Source organism: Kitasatospora sp. NPDC041988, from assembly GCF_055588525.1.
The window spans coordinates 25115-39664 of sequence record NZ_JBVJCO010000065.1 but is presented as its reverse complement, the minus strand read 5'-3'; the positions used below and the strand labels follow the sequence as shown (position 1 = coordinate 39664).

General features: G+C 73.1%; 11 protein-coding genes and 1 pseudogene. 7 read left to right on the top strand and 5 right to left on the bottom strand.

What is annotated here, in order from left to right:
- Window positions 1-148: 148 nt before the first annotated feature.
- A pseudogene (locus tag ACZ6NC_RS38905) lies at window positions 149-409 on the top strand (transposase); the annotation flags it as partial.
- A 155-nt stretch (window positions 410-564) separates the two neighbouring features.
- Here the strand turns inward: ACZ6NC_RS38905 and ACZ6NC_RS38900 are convergent.
- Window positions 565-1071, bottom strand: a complete 507-nt coding sequence (locus tag ACZ6NC_RS38900) for an ArsR/SmtB family transcription factor (protein WP_465738621.1) — start codon at window positions 1069-1071, stop codon at window positions 565-567.
- A gap of 57 nt (window positions 1072-1128) precedes the next feature.
- Between ACZ6NC_RS38900 and ACZ6NC_RS38895 the strand changes: the two genes are divergently transcribed.
- Complete coding sequence (locus ACZ6NC_RS38895) at window positions 1129-2040, top strand: S41 family peptidase (protein ID WP_465738620.1); 912 nt, start codon at window positions 1129-1131, stop codon at window positions 2038-2040.
- Here the strand turns inward: ACZ6NC_RS38895 and ACZ6NC_RS38890 are convergent.
- A complete protein-coding gene (locus ACZ6NC_RS38890) occupies window positions 1925-2497 on the bottom strand; it encodes a transposase (RefSeq protein WP_465738619.1) in 573 nt (190 codons plus the stop codon). The genes ACZ6NC_RS38895 and ACZ6NC_RS38890 overlap by 116 nt on opposite strands.
- Window positions 2498-3056: 559 nt before the next feature.
- On the opposite strand from ACZ6NC_RS38890, the gene ACZ6NC_RS38885 reads away from it, so the two are divergent.
- A complete protein-coding gene (locus ACZ6NC_RS38885) occupies window positions 3057-4349 on the top strand; it encodes a cytochrome P450 (RefSeq protein WP_465738623.1) in 1293 nt (430 codons plus the stop codon).
- 4 nt (window positions 4350-4353) lie between these two features.
- Here the strand turns inward: ACZ6NC_RS38885 and ACZ6NC_RS38880 are convergent, their stop codons facing one another.
- Window positions 4354-4812 carry an SRPBCC family protein gene (locus tag ACZ6NC_RS38880; protein ID WP_465738618.1) on the bottom strand — a complete coding sequence of 153 codons (459 nt, stop codon included), beginning with the start codon at window positions 4810-4812 and terminating at the stop codon, window positions 4354-4356.
- A 267-nt stretch (window positions 4813-5079) separates the two neighbouring features.
- Here ACZ6NC_RS38880 and ACZ6NC_RS38875 point away from each other — a divergent pair, with 267 nt between their 5' ends.
- Complete coding sequence (locus ACZ6NC_RS38875) at window positions 5080-7167, top strand: HelD family protein (RefSeq protein ID WP_465738617.1); 2088 nt, start codon at window positions 5080-5082, stop codon at window positions 7165-7167.
- Between the two features lie 317 nt (window positions 7168-7484).
- Window positions 7485-8966: a cytosine permease gene (locus tag ACZ6NC_RS38870; RefSeq protein WP_465738616.1), complete on the top strand. Its 1482-nt coding sequence runs from the start codon at window positions 7485-7487 to the stop codon at window positions 8964-8966.
- Window positions 8967-9106: 140 nt separating this feature from the next.
- On the opposite strand, the gene ACZ6NC_RS38865 is transcribed toward ACZ6NC_RS38870, so the two are convergent.
- Together ACZ6NC_RS38865 and ACZ6NC_RS38860 are read right to left on the bottom strand one after the other, a co-directional pair.
- Window positions 9107-10531 carry a M1 family metallopeptidase gene (locus ACZ6NC_RS38865; protein WP_465738615.1) on the bottom strand — a complete coding sequence of 475 codons (1425 nt, stop codon included), beginning with the start codon at window positions 10529-10531 and terminating at the stop codon, window positions 9107-9109.
- Window positions 10532-10554: 23 nt separating this feature from the next.
- Window positions 10555-11562 carry a M28 family peptidase gene (locus ACZ6NC_RS38860; RefSeq protein ID WP_465738614.1) on the bottom strand — a complete coding sequence of 336 codons (1008 nt, stop codon included), beginning with the start codon at window positions 11560-11562 and terminating at the stop codon, window positions 10555-10557.
- 191 nt (window positions 11563-11753) lie between these two features.
- On the opposite strand from ACZ6NC_RS38860, the gene ACZ6NC_RS38855 reads away from it, so the two are divergent.
- Together ACZ6NC_RS38855 and ACZ6NC_RS38850 are read left to right on the top strand one after the other, a co-directional pair.
- Complete coding sequence (locus tag ACZ6NC_RS38855) at window positions 11754-12470, top strand: response regulator transcription factor (RefSeq protein ID WP_465738613.1); 717 nt, start codon at window positions 11754-11756, stop codon at window positions 12468-12470.
- Window positions 12460-14373: a sensor histidine kinase gene (locus tag ACZ6NC_RS38850; RefSeq protein WP_465738612.1), complete on the top strand. Its 1914-nt coding sequence runs from the start codon at window positions 12460-12462 to the stop codon at window positions 14371-14373. The genes ACZ6NC_RS38855 and ACZ6NC_RS38850 overlap by 11 nt, the downstream gene beginning before the upstream one ends.
- Window positions 14374-14550: the final 177 nt, after the last annotated feature.

Below are 14550 nucleotides of genomic sequence, written 5' to 3'. Positions count from 1 at the left end.
TCCCCGTTGGCATGCTCTCTCTCGTCGGCGCGACTTGGGCCCGCTCCGGCCCCCACCACGAGGGGAGTGGGGGCCGGAGCACGATCCTCGACCGGCGAACCGTGCCCGACCAGTGCCCGATTGGCTTCCGCTCGGTGCGCGTGCCCCGTGGCCCGAGAACGAGGTGGAGCCGGTCAACTACTGGATCTCAAACCTGCCCGCCGACATCCCCGCCAGGACCTGGTCCGACTCGCGAAGTCACGCTGGCGGATCGAACACGACTACCGCGAGCTGAAGACCCGCCTGGGCCTGGATCACTTCGAGGGCCCGCTCCCACATCGGCTGGCACCGCCACGTCACCCTCGTCAGCGCCGCCCACCCGTTCCTCACCGAACAGCGCTCCGCCCCAGAAGCCCAGGCCGGGGTCTGACCTCCCACCAGACCCTGGACCTCCTCCAACACCTCATCGCCACCTGGACCGGCCACTGCCCCACATGCCGACGACCCACCCCATGGCAGACCTACGGCACCACCTGACAAAGCACTACTGGTCGTACCGCAAACACGATCTTCAGCAGACCGACCCTACGTCCCGGCCTGCTGGTAGAGCGTCACCAAGAGGCCGTGCACCGGCTCGCCTTCCGAATCCTCCTCCGTCTCGTCGACCAGTCCGGCCAGCGCCTCGGCGAGCCGCGCTGCGTTGGCCGGGCTGAGCCGGAGGTGGCGCAGTGTCAGGAGGTGGTCGGCGGGTGAGCGGTCCAACTCCTGGGCGACGGCGCCGAGCAGCGCGGCCGTGCCCTCGGGCTGCGGTTCGGCGACGAGGAGTCGCTCGGCGGTCCGCCGGTAGTACTTCTCGGTGCCGCCGCGCACCCGTCGCGTTCCCGCGTCCTGGACCAGCCCCGCCTCGCACAGCACTCTGAGGTGGTGGGAGACGCTGCCCTTGTTCACTCCCAGCTGCGCGGCGAGCCGACTGATCGTCGACGGCCGGCCACTGAGCGCGAAGAGCAGGCGCTGGCGCAGGGGGTGGGCGAGTGCGGTGTGCTGCAGAGGCGTGCTGATCGGCTGAAGGCCCTTGTCTGGTTGGTGGCTCACCAGATCAAGCGTTAAGTACGTTTGACGCTCTGACAAGCCGCTGGTCTACTCCCTCCCATGACCTCCACCACATCGCCACCCGCGTTGGACGCCGTCGCCGTCGTCGAGTCGATCGCCGACCTGGTCTGCGAGAACTACGTCTTCCCCGATGCCGCCCGGCAACTGGCCGCCCTGCTGCGGCGCCGGAGTGCCGATGGCTCCTACCAAGTCGCATCCGCCCAGGAGTTGGCCGAAGCGGTCACCGCGGACCTGCGGTCTGTCAACGGCGACCTGCACCTGGCCCTCAAGTACCACGCCGTGCCGGTGCCGCTTGAGCAGGGCGCGGCGGCACTCGCCGCGATGCGGAGGGAATTCGACGACTCCCTGAGCGGTGTTCCGCGCGTGGAGCTCCTCGACCACGGCGTCGCGGTCCTGGAGATCGCACCCAAGATGTTCCCACTGGACTGGGCGGCGCAGCCGCTGGCCGCAGCGCTCTCACTGGTGGCCCCCGCCCGCGCCCTCATCCTGGACCTGCGCCGCAACACCGGTGGCGACCCGGACACGGTCGCCTTCATATGCGGCTACCTGCTCGACGGCCGGACACACCTCAACACCATGCTCTCGCGGCAGGGGGAGGTGGCCGAGCAGTCCTGGACGCCCCCGTTCGTACCGGGTGCCCGCTTCGGCGGCAGCAAGCCGCTCTACGTGCTGACAAGCGGAAACACCTTCTCCGCGGGCGAGGAACTCGCCTACGACCTACAGCAGCTCGGGCGCGCCCAGGTTGTCGGGGAGGCTACCCGGGGCGGCGCGCACCCGCGCGAGGGCTGGACGGTGCACCCGCACCTGGAGCTCAGCGTGCCCATCGCCCGCGCGGTCAACCCGGTCTCGGGCACCAACTGGGAGGGCACCGGCGTCCGGCCCGATGTGCTGTGCGACGCCGAGGCGGCGCTCGACCGCGTGCTGCCCCTGGCCGTGGCGCACTTGACCTAGGCCCTTTCAATTCTTTTGCATGAGCGGGCGGACCAGATGAAACAGCGGGCGGCAGCGGCCGTCCGCGGCAAGGTGGATCTTCGTGGACAGCCCACCGCGCGAGGGTCCGATGGCGTGGTGGGCGGGTTCGTCGGCCGGGGCCCCTTTGACGGGCCCCGGCCGCGTTCTGGTGCGCGCGCACGATCGTGGAGTCGACCGAGACGACCCAGTCCAGGTCGCCCTCGGCGTCGGCCTGAGTGAGCAGGGCGGTGAAAACCCGCTCCCAGGTGTCGTCGATCGCCCAGTTCCGCAGCCGGGTGTAGACGCCCTTCCAGGAGCCGTACTCGGCCGGGAGGTGCACCCACTGCGAGCCAGTCTGGAACTTCCACGCGATCGCGTCGATCACCTGCCGGTGATCACGCCACCGCCCGCCCGTCTCGGCGTCCGGTCCGGCAACAACGGCTCTATCCGTGCCCACTGCGCGTCAGTCAGCGGCAGGCCCAGACCAACGATCCGATGATCGGAAAGAAACGCCCCGAGCGAACCCCGTACGTCCTACAGCACGGTTCTGCACCGTGACGCGCCGGAAGGGGTACATGTATTCGACCCCCACAGCCAGCGCACCACGCGCGGGACAGCGCGCTGACCGGACTGTCGGCTACGGCCGGTTCGACCTCGTACCGGACGCCTTCGATCACGACGTAAAGCCGGGGCCAGCGGATCCAGCAGATGCACGTCCCCGTTCATGACGGGTGGTACCTCTTCTCCAGTTCGGGATCCGGGGCTGTCCGGCACTGTCTTACTCCCAGGGCTTCCCACCCGACAGACCTTCATGAACCGGACACCATTCGACTACGCCGAAGCTCTGGAGACAGAGCTGCTCAGAGTTTCTTCGCAGCATGGGGAGTTCGTTCCAGGACGTGCGAGGTGCGAGCCGGAACAACGTCGGCGTCGAGAGCGTGGTTCGGTCCGTGCGGCGTCCTGGCGCGGGGTCGGCCGCTGCCGTACGGTCGGTCGGTGTGACGCTCGACCAGGCGATGGTGAACCGGATCTTCCTTCCCGAGACCTATGCCGACGGGGTGCCGTACGGGCTCTTCCGGGAGTTGCGGGCGGCGGCGCCGGTGTGGTGGGTCGAGGAGCCGGCGGTGGGGGCCTGGCCGGCGGGGCCCGGGTACTGGGCGGTGCTGCGGCATGCGGACGTGAAGCACGTGCTGCGCAGTCCGGAGCTGTTCTCCTCGCACCTGGGCGCGACGCAGATCCGGGACCCGGACTCCGCCACGGACCTCGAGTTCGCCCGCACGATGATGCTCAACCAGGACCCGCCGGACCACTCCCGGCTGCGCCGCATCGTCGCGGGGGCGTTCACTCCGCGCGCCCTGCGCGAGTTGGCCGCCGGCATCGAACAGCACGCTGCGGACACCGTCCGGCAGGTGCGTGCGCAGGGTGAGACGGACGTCGTCCGGCTCGTCGCCGACCTGCCGGTGCGGACGCTCGCCTGGATCATGGGGGTGCCGGAGCAGGACCGGCAGCTGCTGCAGGACTGGGCGAACCGGGTGATCGGCTACCAGGACGCCGACTACGCCCACTCCAGCACCACCGACCCGGCCCGCCTGACCGACCTCGGCCGCGCCGCGCTCGCCCACCGCCCCACCACCTGGACCACCCCGGACGGCCGCCCGGTCAACCCCCGCTCCCGCGCCGCCCTCGCCGACATGTTCGCCTACGCCCACGCCCTCGCCGAACGGCCGCGCCCCGGCAGCCTGTTGGCGCGGATGCGGGAGGGCGGGCTGAGCGCCGCGGAGTTCGAGACGATGTTCTTCCTATTCGCGGTCGCAGGTAATGAGACGGTCCGCAACGCCCTGCCGGGGGGCCTGCATTCGCTGCTGACCCACCCCGAGCAGTACGGGCTGCTGCTGCAGCGACCGGAGCTGATCGCCTCGGGGGTCGAGGAGATGCTCCGCTACTGGCCGCCCGTGCTGGACTTCCGGCGCACCGCCACCCTGGACGTAGAGCTGGGAGGCCGGCGGATCCGGCGCGGGGAGAAGGTGGTGGTCTACCACGCCTCCGCGAACCGCGACGAGACCGTCTTCCCCGACCCGGACCGCTTCGACCTCACCCGCACCCCGAACGACCACGTCAGTTTCGGCCACGGCCCGCACTTCTGCGTCGGCGCGCAGCTGGCGCGCCTGCAGATGACGGCGATGCTGCGGCACGTCGTCACCGGACTGCCTGGGCTGGCGTTGGTCCCGGGCGCGGCGGCCGACCGGATGGTGTCGAACTTCCAGAACGGTCTCAAGCGACTGCAGGTGCGGTGGCGGCAGTCCGGCTGAGTGCTCACGCCCGGGGGCGGCCGGGGGACAGCGCGGTGGCGGCGGCGTCGAGGATGGTGCGGAAGGCGCGGGTGATGAGCGGCCGGGCGACCAGGCGGGTCAGCGGGGCGCCGAGCAGGGGGAGGGGGATCTCGGCTCGGGTGATCCACCGGACGTGGGTGCCGCCGTCGACCTCGGTGAAGGTCATGCGGCCGAGTTCGTGGCGGGACGGCGGCAGGCTCCGTTCGACGATGTACTCGGTGGCGTACGGCGGGTCGTAGTGGGTGATGCGCTCGCTGAACCAGCCGATGAGCCAGAGGTGGCTGCGGACGGCACCGACGCCGTAGGGCGCGCCGTTGCCGCGCCGGGTGAGCCGGCAGCGCAGCACCAGCGGCGAGGCCGTGTAGTTGGTGGTCGTGGTGAGCCAGCTGAACACGTCCTCGATGGGTGCGTCGATGACGCGTTCGACGGTCATGGTTTCCATGGCGGTTGTCCTCCTCGGTCGAGCGGGCGTGGCGCTTGGTTGCCGTCCTTGTGCGCCAGGGAGACGCCCTGCGCCGGTGAAGCGTGACAACCCGCCGCTGTGATGCGCGCCATAGTGCGGACCTACTGCTGATGGATCGTCAGAACGCCGGTGGCGGCGTCTCGTACGCGGAGTGCGGCAGGCCAGCTTCGAGCGGCCAAGTCAAGCCTTACGTTCGAAGGGGTTCGGCCGCATAGTGGTGGCTTGAACGTGAGAGGGGGCCCTGTTTTGTCGCAGGTCAACGATGGTGCCGCAGCTGTGGTGGAGGCAGAGCGGGCCGAGGTGTCCGCCGTGTACGGGCTGCTCGACGAACGGCTCGCCGGTGCGCGGGCGGAGCTGGTCCAGGTGCTGGCGGCGCCGGCCGGCAGTGCCGGCGAGACGTACGAGCGGGAGCTTGCCGCCGGGCGCCTGACCGCCGAGGTGCGCCGGCTGGAGGGGGCGCGGGAGGGGCTGGTCTTCGGCCGGATCGACGCCGGGGACGGCTTCTCCTTGCGGATCGGCCGGATCGGCCTGCACGTGGACGAGAGCGACCTGCCGTTGCTGGTGGACTGGCGCGCGGACGCGGCCCGCCCGTTCTACGAGGCGACCGCCGTCCACCCGATGGGCCTGCGGCGCCGGCGTCACCTGCGGATGGCGCGGGGTTCGGTCGTCGGCGTGAGCGACGAGCTGCTGGACGGCTCCGCCCCCACCGACGAGGACGTCGTCGGCGACAGCCCGCTGACCGAGGCCCTGCAGGCTCGGCGTACCGGCCGGATGGGCGCGGCGGTCGCCACGCTGCAGGCCGAGCAGGACGCCATCGTGCGCTCCCGGCACCGGGGGGTGACGGTGGTTCAGGGCGGGCCCGGCACCGGAAAGACGGTGGTCGCGCTGCACCGGGCCGCCTACGTGCTGTACGCGTTCCCGAAGGCCGCCGAGCGCGGTGTGCTGGTGCTCGGGCCGAACGCCCGGTTCCTCGACTACATCTCCCAGGTGCTGCCCTCGCTCGGCGAGAACGACGTCGTGCTGGCGACCTGCGCGGATCTGGCCGGGGTCGGGCCCGTCGCCGTGGAGCCGGCCGGGGCGGCGCGCCTGAAGGGCGGCGCGGTGCTGGCCGAGGCCCTGGCGGGCCTGGTGCGCTCGCGGCAGGCACCGGCGGGCGGGTTCGCCGTGCGGGCGGGACAGGAGTGGGTGCAGCTGGACGACGACGAGGTGGCCAGGGCCAGGGACGCGGCCGCCCGCCTCGACCTGGGCCACAACCGCGCCCGCCAGGTGTTCAAGGAGCTCCTGGCCGACGCCGTCACGGACGCGATGGAGCGCGGCGCCCTGGAGGCGCTGGAACTCATCGACGCCCAGGTGGCCCAGCTCACCGGCATCGACCTCGACCGCGTCGCCGCCTCGGACCTGCGCCGCCTCGGCCTCGATGAGGCGCCGGCCCCGGACCCCGCCGACGGCTTCGACGCGGACGCCGCCCGGGCCGGCCTGCTGGACGACCCGGGGGTCGATCGCGCGGTGGAGGAGCTCTGGCCGCGCCTGGTGCCCGGGGAGGTCGTCCGCGCCCTGCTGGGCAGCCCCGACCTGCTCGCCCGGCACCTGCCGCAGCTGACCGACGAGGAGCGGGCCGGCCTGTTGCGCGGCCCGGACGCCCCGTGGACCGACGCCGACGTGCCGCTGCTGGACGAGGCGGCCGCCCTGGTCGACGGCGCCCCGGAGCGGGTGTACGGGCATGTGGTCGTCGACGAGGCGCAGGAGTTCACCGCCATGCAGTGGCGGATGGTCGGCCGCCGGTGCCCGGCCAGGTCGATGACGCTGGTCGGCGACTTCGCCCAGGCGGGCCCGGCGACGACCGCGCGCGACTGGGAGGAGGCGCTGGCCCCGCAGTTCGGCACGCGGTTCGCCCTGCACACCCTGACCGTCAGCTACCGCACCACCGAGGAGATCCTGGCCGCCACCCGGGAGCTGCTCGCCGAGATCGCCCCCGGCCAGACCCCGAGCCGCTCGATCCGCCACGGTGAGGCGCCCCGCACCCTCACCGCCGCTCCGGACGCCCTCACCGCCGTGCTCGCCGCGGAGCTGGACGCCCAGGCGCGGGCCCACCCCGGCGAACTGGCCGGCGTGATCTGCGCGGACGCCAGGATCCCGGAGCTGGCCGCCGCGGGGATCGCCGACCGGGCACGCCTGGTCCCGGCCTCCCAGGCGCGCGGCCTGGAGTTCGACACCGTCCTGGTCGTCGATCCCGCGGAGATCACCGCGGCCCGCCCCGGCGGCGAACGGGATCTCTACGTCGCCCTGACCCGGCCCACCAAGCGCCTCTGTACGGTCACCGTCACACCTGCCTGACCCACCCCGGGCGGCTTCGACCGGGCAGCGTTGCGAGGCCGGGCAGCCCTGCGAGGCCGGGCAGCGCTGCACGGTCGGGCAGCACCGCACGATCGGCCAGCGCTGTGCGGTCGGGTGCGCACGCTCGGTGTCCGAATCGGCGCCGGCCGTAGCACCCGACAGCTCTGCCGGGCCGCTCGGCGCCGCGCGGTGGAGGATCGGACGGTGTTCCCGCGCGCCGCCGGCACGAAGCATGGATGGGTTGGCGCGGCCTGGTCCGCGCCGGCAGCCAGTGGCGATCCCCTCCCCGTTCCGCCGCTGCGAGCACCAGGAAGACGATGCACATGTCCCAAGCTCCGTCCGCCGGCGGCCACGCGCTGATCGAACAGCACGGCGTCGACACCATCCCCGAGGCCGAGCGCACCAGTACGCCACGCGATGTGCTGTCCATCCTGGTCGGCTCGAACCTCGCGTTCGGTGTGGTGGTCTTCGGCTGGCTCCCGGTCTCCTTCGGCCTCTCCTTCTGGGCCAGTGCCACCTCCCTGATCCTCGGCACCGCCCTCGGCATCGTGCTGACCGCGCCCCTCGCCCTGGTGTCGCTGCGCACCGCCACCAACCTGTCCACCAGCTCCGGCGCCTTCTTCGGCGTCCGCGGGCGGCTGCTCGGCTCGGTGATCGGGCTGCTGCTGTCGCTGGGCTACACGGCCCTGGCGCTCTGGGTCGGCGGCGACGTGGTGGTCGGCGCGCTCAACCGGCTGCTCGGGCTGCCGACCGGCGGCGTCTCGTACGTGGTGACCTACAGCGTGCTGGCCGCGCTGAGCGCGACGGCGGCCGTCTTCGGCTACCAGCTGCTGCTGAAGATGGAACGCGTGCTGATGTGGGCCATGGGCGCGCTGCTGCTGGCCGGCCTCTTCGCCTTCGCCCCGCAGTTCAACGGCTCCGCGCACGGCGAGTACCTGCTCGGCGGCTTCTGGCAGACCTGGCTGCTGGCGGTGGTCGCGGCCGGGCTGAGCGGCCCGATCGCGTTCATCACCCTGCTCGGCGACTACACCCGCTACGTCTCCCCGGCCAGGCACAGCGGCAAGCGGGTGCTCTGGGCCACGGGCGCCGGGCTCTTCCTGGGCCTGCTGATCCCGCAGCTGTTCGGCGCTTTCACCGCCGTCGCCACCGGAGCGGGCAACGACTACGTCGGTGGCCTGATCAAGGGCGCCCCGTTCTGGATCCTGCTGCCGCTGCTGCTCAACGGCCTGCTCGGCAGCGCCGGCAACACCGGCCTGATGCTCTACAGCATGGGCCTCGACCTGGACGCCATCCTGCCCCGCGCGACCCGCCGGCAGGCCACCTACGTGGTCGCGGCGGTGGCGACCGTGCTGGTCTTCCTCGGCCACTTCGTCTGGAGCGCCCAGGACGCGGTGACCTCCTTCGTCCTCGTGCTGACCGCGATCGGCACGCCGTGGGCGGTCATCACCCTGATCGGCCACCGGCGCTGCCGCGGCGACTACGACCGGCAGTCGCTGCAGGTCTACAACCACGGCACCCGCGGCGGCATCTACTGGTACCGCGCGGGCTGGAACGTCCCGGCCGCCGTCGCCTGGGCCGCCGGCAGCGCGGTCGGACTCTGCGCCGTCGACACGCCCGTCTACCGGGGCCCGCTGCTGTCGCTGACCGGCGGCATCGACCTCAGCTTCGTCCTCTCGGGCGCGCTCGCGGCCGCGCTCTACGTGCTGCTGTCGCGGTCCTCCCGAGGCCGCGCGGGCCGGCCGGCGGCCCCGGTGACGGGCACCGGGGCATCGCTCGCACCGGCCTCGCTGGACCGCTGAGCCCGACCGCTGAGCCCGACTGCTGAGCCCGACCATCGCCAACCGGGCGGCACCGGGGCGGGACCGGCGCCGGCTGGTCCCGCCCCGGTGCTGGTCCCGCCCCGGCGCCGCCCCCGGAGGGCTACCGGTCCCCCCAGGGGCTACCGGCCGGCCGGTGCGGCCAGGCCGCCCGGGTAGAGGTACTCGTGCGGCGGGATGGTCGTCCCGTGGGCCCACGCGTCGAAGAAGCCCTTGAGGTCCTTGCCGGACACCTTCGCCGCCAGCGACTCGAACTGCGGGAACGAGGCGTTGCCGTAGGCGTGGTCCCGGGTCCAGCGCCGGAGGGTGTCGAAGAACGCGTCGTCCCCGACGGTTCGCCGCAGGGCGTGCAACATCAACGAGCCCTTGAAATACAGGGCGGGGGCGAGTTCCTTCCCCTGCCCCGGGTCGTAGAGCCTCGTCGACCAGTACGCCGGGTTGTCCTTGTTGGCGGCGACCACACCGGCGTAGAAGCCGGTGTCGAGGTTGGCGCCCTTGTGCTCGTCCCACAGCTGGTTGGCGTACTGGGCGAAGCACTCGGCGATGCAGCCGTCGCGCCAGTCGGTGAACGAGACGCTGTCGCCGAACCACTGGTGGGCGTTCTCGTGGACCACGTCGGCGTCGAAGAGGCCGCCGGCGTAGGTGGGCCGGCTCTGCGTCTCCAGGGCCAGCGCGCGGTTGGCGGGCGGGGCGGGCCAGCCGACCACGACGGCGCCCGCCGAGGAGAACGGGTACGGGCCGAACTTCGAGGCGAGGAAGGCCAGGATGTCCTGTTGTTCGGCCTCCGCCGCCGCGTCGACCGGGACCCCGGGGCTGTACGCCGTGATGACCGGTGTGCCGTCGGGCAGCGCCGCCCGGTTGACGGTGAACCTGTCGATGGCGACCGTGCTCAGATACGTCGCCATCGGCCGGTCCTCGTTCCAGCGGAAGGTCGTCCGGCCGTTCGAGGCGGTGGTCGGCCCCGGCCGTCCGTTGCCGACGGCGGTCCAGCCGTCGGGGACGGTCGCGGTGAGTGAGAAGGTGGCCTTGTCGGACGGGTGGTCGTTGGACGGGTACCAGGACGTCGCGGAGTGCGGTTCGCCGGCCGCGTGCGCGCCGCCGCCCGCCAGGGGGTGCCAGCCCTCGGCGTCGGGTGCGCCGGCGTACTGCACCCGGACGGCGAACGTGCTGCCCCGGGCGACCCGGCGGGCCGGTTCGACGACCAGCTTGTGCGCCCCGGAGCGCGAGAACGACCGTGCCGGTGCGCCGTTCACGGTGACCGAGTCGACCTGGAAGCCCTTCAGGTCCAGCTCGAAGCGGTCCAGCGCCCGGGCGGCCCGGGCGGTGACGGTCGTGTCGCCGTCCAGGTGGTCGGTGCGTGCGGGGTCGTAGGCGATCCGGACGTCGTAATGTGCCACGTCGTAGCCGGAGTTGCCGTCCTCGGGGAAGTACGGGTCCCCGATCCCGGTCGCGCCCGCGGCGGGGGCGGCGGTCAGGACGACGCCGAGGGCGGCCGCGGTCGCCAGCACGGCGGTGGTCCGGCGGCGGGGGCTCAGTAGTCTGCGCATCTCTGCTTCCTGGGTGCGGCTGGTCAGGGCCGGGCAGCGGCGGGGGAGGAAGGGGCTGCGGGGGAGGAGGGGGAGGAGGCGGCCGCGGGGGTGGTGGCGGCGAGCTGCCAGACCACTCCGATCAGGGCGTTGGTGCTGGTGGTCTCCGTCGCGGGATCGACATTGGCGAGGGTGTCGCACGCGTTGTGGATGCAGTCCGAGATGCCGGTGCTGAAGCCGGAGGACGGGATGCCGGCGTTCCCGAACGACTCGTGGTCCGAACCACCCACCCCGATGTCGAAGGTGGCGAGGCCCCGGGCGGCGAACCAGGCCTCGAACGCCTGCTGAGCGGCGGCCTCACCGTGCTTGTCATCGTGCACCACGAGCCACTGCCGGGTGTTCTTGCTGCCCGCCTGGTCGAGGTTGAGATACACGTCGATCGCCTTCCGGTCACCGGGGGAGAGGCTGCGGACGTAGTCCGCCGAACCGACCAGCCCCACCTCCTCCGCCCCCCACCAGGCGAAACGCAGGTGCCGCGCGGGCTTCAGCCGGGCCTCGGCCACCTGGAGGGCGGTGGTCAGGACGGCCGCCGCGCCGGAGCCGTTGTCGTTGATCCCCGGGCCCGCGGCGACGCTGTCCAGGTGGGCGCCGGAGAGCAGCACGTGGTTCGGGTCGCCGCCCGGCCAGTCGGCGATCAGGTTGTAGCCGGTTGCGCCGCCGTACGAGAAGCGGCGGAGCTCCGTCTGGAAGCCGGCCCGGTTCAGCAGGTGCCGCAGGTAGGCCACCGACTCCGTGTACCCGCGGGTGCCGTGCGCGCGGTTGCCGCCGTTGCGGTCGGCGATCCGCTGCAGGGCCTGCAGATGCGGCATCACGTCCTTCTCCGCGACGGTCGGCGCGACGGGGGACTGCGCGCCGGCGGGCGCCTGCACGTTGACGGCCGTCTGCGGGCTCCCGACGGCCGCCGCCGTCGTGGCGGCGGCGGGCAGCGCGGAGAGGAGCAGGGCCACCCCGAGGACACGGGTGGTGAGGGACAGCAGGCGAGGGGACGGCATCACACGAGGACCTTCCGCTGAGGACCCGGGGCGACGGCCCCGGCGGACTCCGTCACACTGGCCCGTCGATGTCAGGAAGTTGTCGGGACGCCGTCGTGAAGTGGTCGGGGTCCGGTCCGGATCCCGTCCGCGGCCGCCCAGGTCCGGCCGCCCCGCCGAACGGCTCCCCGGTGCGACTTACGATCATCCTCATGTGCGCACATGTCGTGGTCGCCGAGGACGATCCCAAGCAGGCCGACCTCATCCGCCTGTACCTGGAACGCGAGGGGCACCGGGTGGTCGTCGTCCACGACGGCCGCGCCGCGCTGGAACAGGCCCGCCGCGGCCCGGCGGACCTGCTGGTCCTCGACGTGATGATGCCCGTCATGGACGGGCTCGACGTCTGCCGCGTCCTTCGCACCGAGTCCGTCCTGCCGGTGCTGATGCTGACCGCCCGCTCCACCGAGGAGGACCTCCTGCTCGGGCTCGACCTCGGCGCCGACGACTACCTCACCAAGCCCTACAGCCCCCGCGAACTCGTCGCCCGCGTCCGCGCCCTGCTGCGTCGCGGCTCCCCGTCCCTGCCCCGGCAGCAACCCCCCGCGCCACCGGCCGCGTTGACCGTCGGGCCGCTCACCGTCGACCCGCTGCGCCACGAGGTCACCGCGGACGGACGGCCCGTCAGCTGCACGCCCGCCGAGTTCCGGCTGCTGGAGGTGCTGGCCGCCCAGCCGGGCCGGGTCTTCACCCGCGCCCAGCTGCTGGAGCACCTGCACGGCATCGACCGGTACATCACCACCCGCACCGTCGACACCCACGTGATGAACCTTCGCCGCAAGATCGAACCGCAACCCGGCCGCCCCGCCAGCCTCCTGACGGTGTACGGCATCGGCTACAAGCTCGCGGAGGGGCCGCGCGGTGCGTCGTGACACCCCGCTGCGCCGCAGCCTCCTGGTCCGGCTGCTCGCCCTCTCCGCCCTGGTCTCCCTCTGCTCCATCGCCGCGACGGCCTGGCTGGCCGCCCGCACCACCACGGGCGCGATCAAACAGGAGCAGACCCAGGCCATCGCGGACCACACCCGGATCTACCACGAGCTGCTCGGCTACGCCGCGACCCACCCGGACTGGAGCGGCGCGGAGGAGACCGTACGGCGGCTCGCGGCCGCCACCGGGCAGCGCATCGTGCTGGCCACACCGCAGTTCGAACCGGTCCTCGACTCCGGAGCCGCCCCGGGGCCGTCGCCCACACCCGCCACTGCCACCTCACCCGCCACTCCGGCCGCAGCTGCACCTGCCGCACCCGCCACCGCTCCCGCACCCGCCACCACCGCTGCGGCGCCCGCCGACCGGACGGCCCTGCCCCGGACGCCCACCACCATCGTCGACCCGCTCTCCGTCGACCTCGCCATGCTGCCCGGCGCCCCCAGCGACCGCATCGACGCCCGCGCCGTGGGCCCCTTCCGGCTGACCCCCGCCGAGCGCGCGACCCTTGAGGACGCCCTGCTGAAGCAGGCCGACTGTCTGCGGTCGGTGCTCGGCATCGAGGCCACCGTCACCGACGACCTGGCCGGGCGACCGCATCTGCGGGTCGCCGACGACCGCGCCGTCGGCGTGCGCTGCTCGTCCCCCGTGGTGCTGGACGCCCCGACCCGCACCGAGAGCGCCGCACTCGCCGACCTCACCGCGCTGGTCAACGCCTGCCTGGAACGCCGGCAGATCCGACCCGTCACCCTCTCCCCAGGGCTGGACTGGACCCCGTCCCGCGACCCGCAGCAGGACCAGGCGGTCTCCGCCTGCCTCACCAACTCCCGCCGGCAGCAACTCGTCCAGTACGTCGCGCCGCCCCTGCTCCTGTTCGTCGGCGCCCCCGGCGGCCCAGGGGACGCGGCCCCCGCCCTGCCCGCCACCCACCGCGGCCGTGTCACCGAGGTCGCCGCCCTGGTGCTGGTCGTCACCGTGGCGATCACCGCGGCGGTCGGACGGCGCCTCTCCCGGCCACTGCACGCGCTCACCCACGCCGCCCGGCGCATGACGGAGGGGGACCTCACGGCGCGGGTGGACGTGACCGGCCGGAACGAGATCGCCGGACTCGCCGCCGCCTTCAACGCCATGGCCGAGCGGCGCGGCCAACTGGAGGAGCTGCGCAAGGCGATGGTGGGTGACATCGCGCACGAGTTGCGCGCCCCGCTCAGCAACATCCGCGGCTGGCTGGAGGCCGTCGAGGACGGCGTCGCCACCGCCGACCGGGCCCTGACGGGCTCACTGCTCGAAGAGGCCCTGCTGCTCCAGCACCTCATCGACGACCTGCGGGACCTCGCCGCCGCCGACGCCGGCGAACTGGCCCTGCACCGCGAACCCGTGGACGCCGAGGACCTGCTGGCCCAGGTCGCCACCGCACACGGCGCCCGGGCGCAGGCGGCCGGCGTGGCCCTGGCCGTCGAAGCGGCCGGGGCGGGCGCCGCCCCCGAGGTCTTCGCCGACCCGGTGCGCCTGCGCCAGGCCGTGGGCAACCTGGTCGCCAACGCCGTCCGGCACACCCCGGCGGGCGGCGCCGTCACCCTGCGGACCCGCACCGAGGAGGACGCCCTGCTCATCGAGGTCGCCGACACCGGCAGCGGCATCGCCGCGGCGGATCTTCCCCTGGTCTTCGAGCGCTTCTGGCGGGCCGAGAAGTCCCGCAACCGGCAGACCGGCGGCAGCGGCCTCGGCCTCGCCATCGTCCGCAAACTCGCCGAGCTCCACGGCGGCACCGCCGGCGTGGTCAGCACTCCGGGCGCGGGGTCGGTGTTCTCCGTGCGCCTCCCCCTCGCCCCTGCGGACCTGGGCAACTGAGCGGGGCCGGGCGGGAGTCGGATCTCCCCGGGGCCGGTCCCACCGGCGCTGCGCTGGGCCAGATCTGCGGGTTCGGGCGGGTCAGGCCGCGGTCGTGGTTCCTGACGTGGGGGGGGGGGGGGGGGGGGGGGGGGGGGGGGGGGGAGGGGGGGGGGAGGGGGGGGGGGAAAGGGCCCC

Bases quoted from the DNA above. Each gene is read 5' to 3' on its own strand.
- ACZ6NC_RS38880 (WP_465738618.1), bottom strand. From the start codon at position 4,812: ATGGAAACCATGACCGTCGAACGCGTCATCGACGCACCCATCGAGGAC.
- ACZ6NC_RS38860 (WP_465738614.1), bottom strand. From the start codon at position 11,562: ATGCCGTCCCCTCGCCTGCTGTCCCTCACCACCCGTGTCCTCGGGGTG.
- ACZ6NC_RS38855 (WP_465738613.1), top strand. From the start codon at position 11,754: ATGTGCGCACATGTCGTGGTCGCCGAGGACGATCCCAAGCAGGCCGAC.
- ACZ6NC_RS38885 (WP_465738623.1), top strand. From the start codon at position 3,057: ATGGTGAACCGGATCTTCCTTCCCGAGACCTATGCCGACGGGGTGCCG.
- ACZ6NC_RS38865 (WP_465738615.1), bottom strand. From the start codon at position 10,531: ATGCGCAGACTACTGAGCCCCCGCCGCCGGACCACCGCCGTGCTGGCG.
- ACZ6NC_RS38895 (WP_465738620.1), top strand. From the start codon at position 1,129: ATGACCTCCACCACATCGCCACCCGCGTTGGACGCCGTCGCCGTCGTC.
- ACZ6NC_RS38870 (WP_465738616.1), top strand. From the start codon at position 7,485: ATGCACATGTCCCAAGCTCCGTCCGCCGGCGGCCACGCGCTGATCGAA.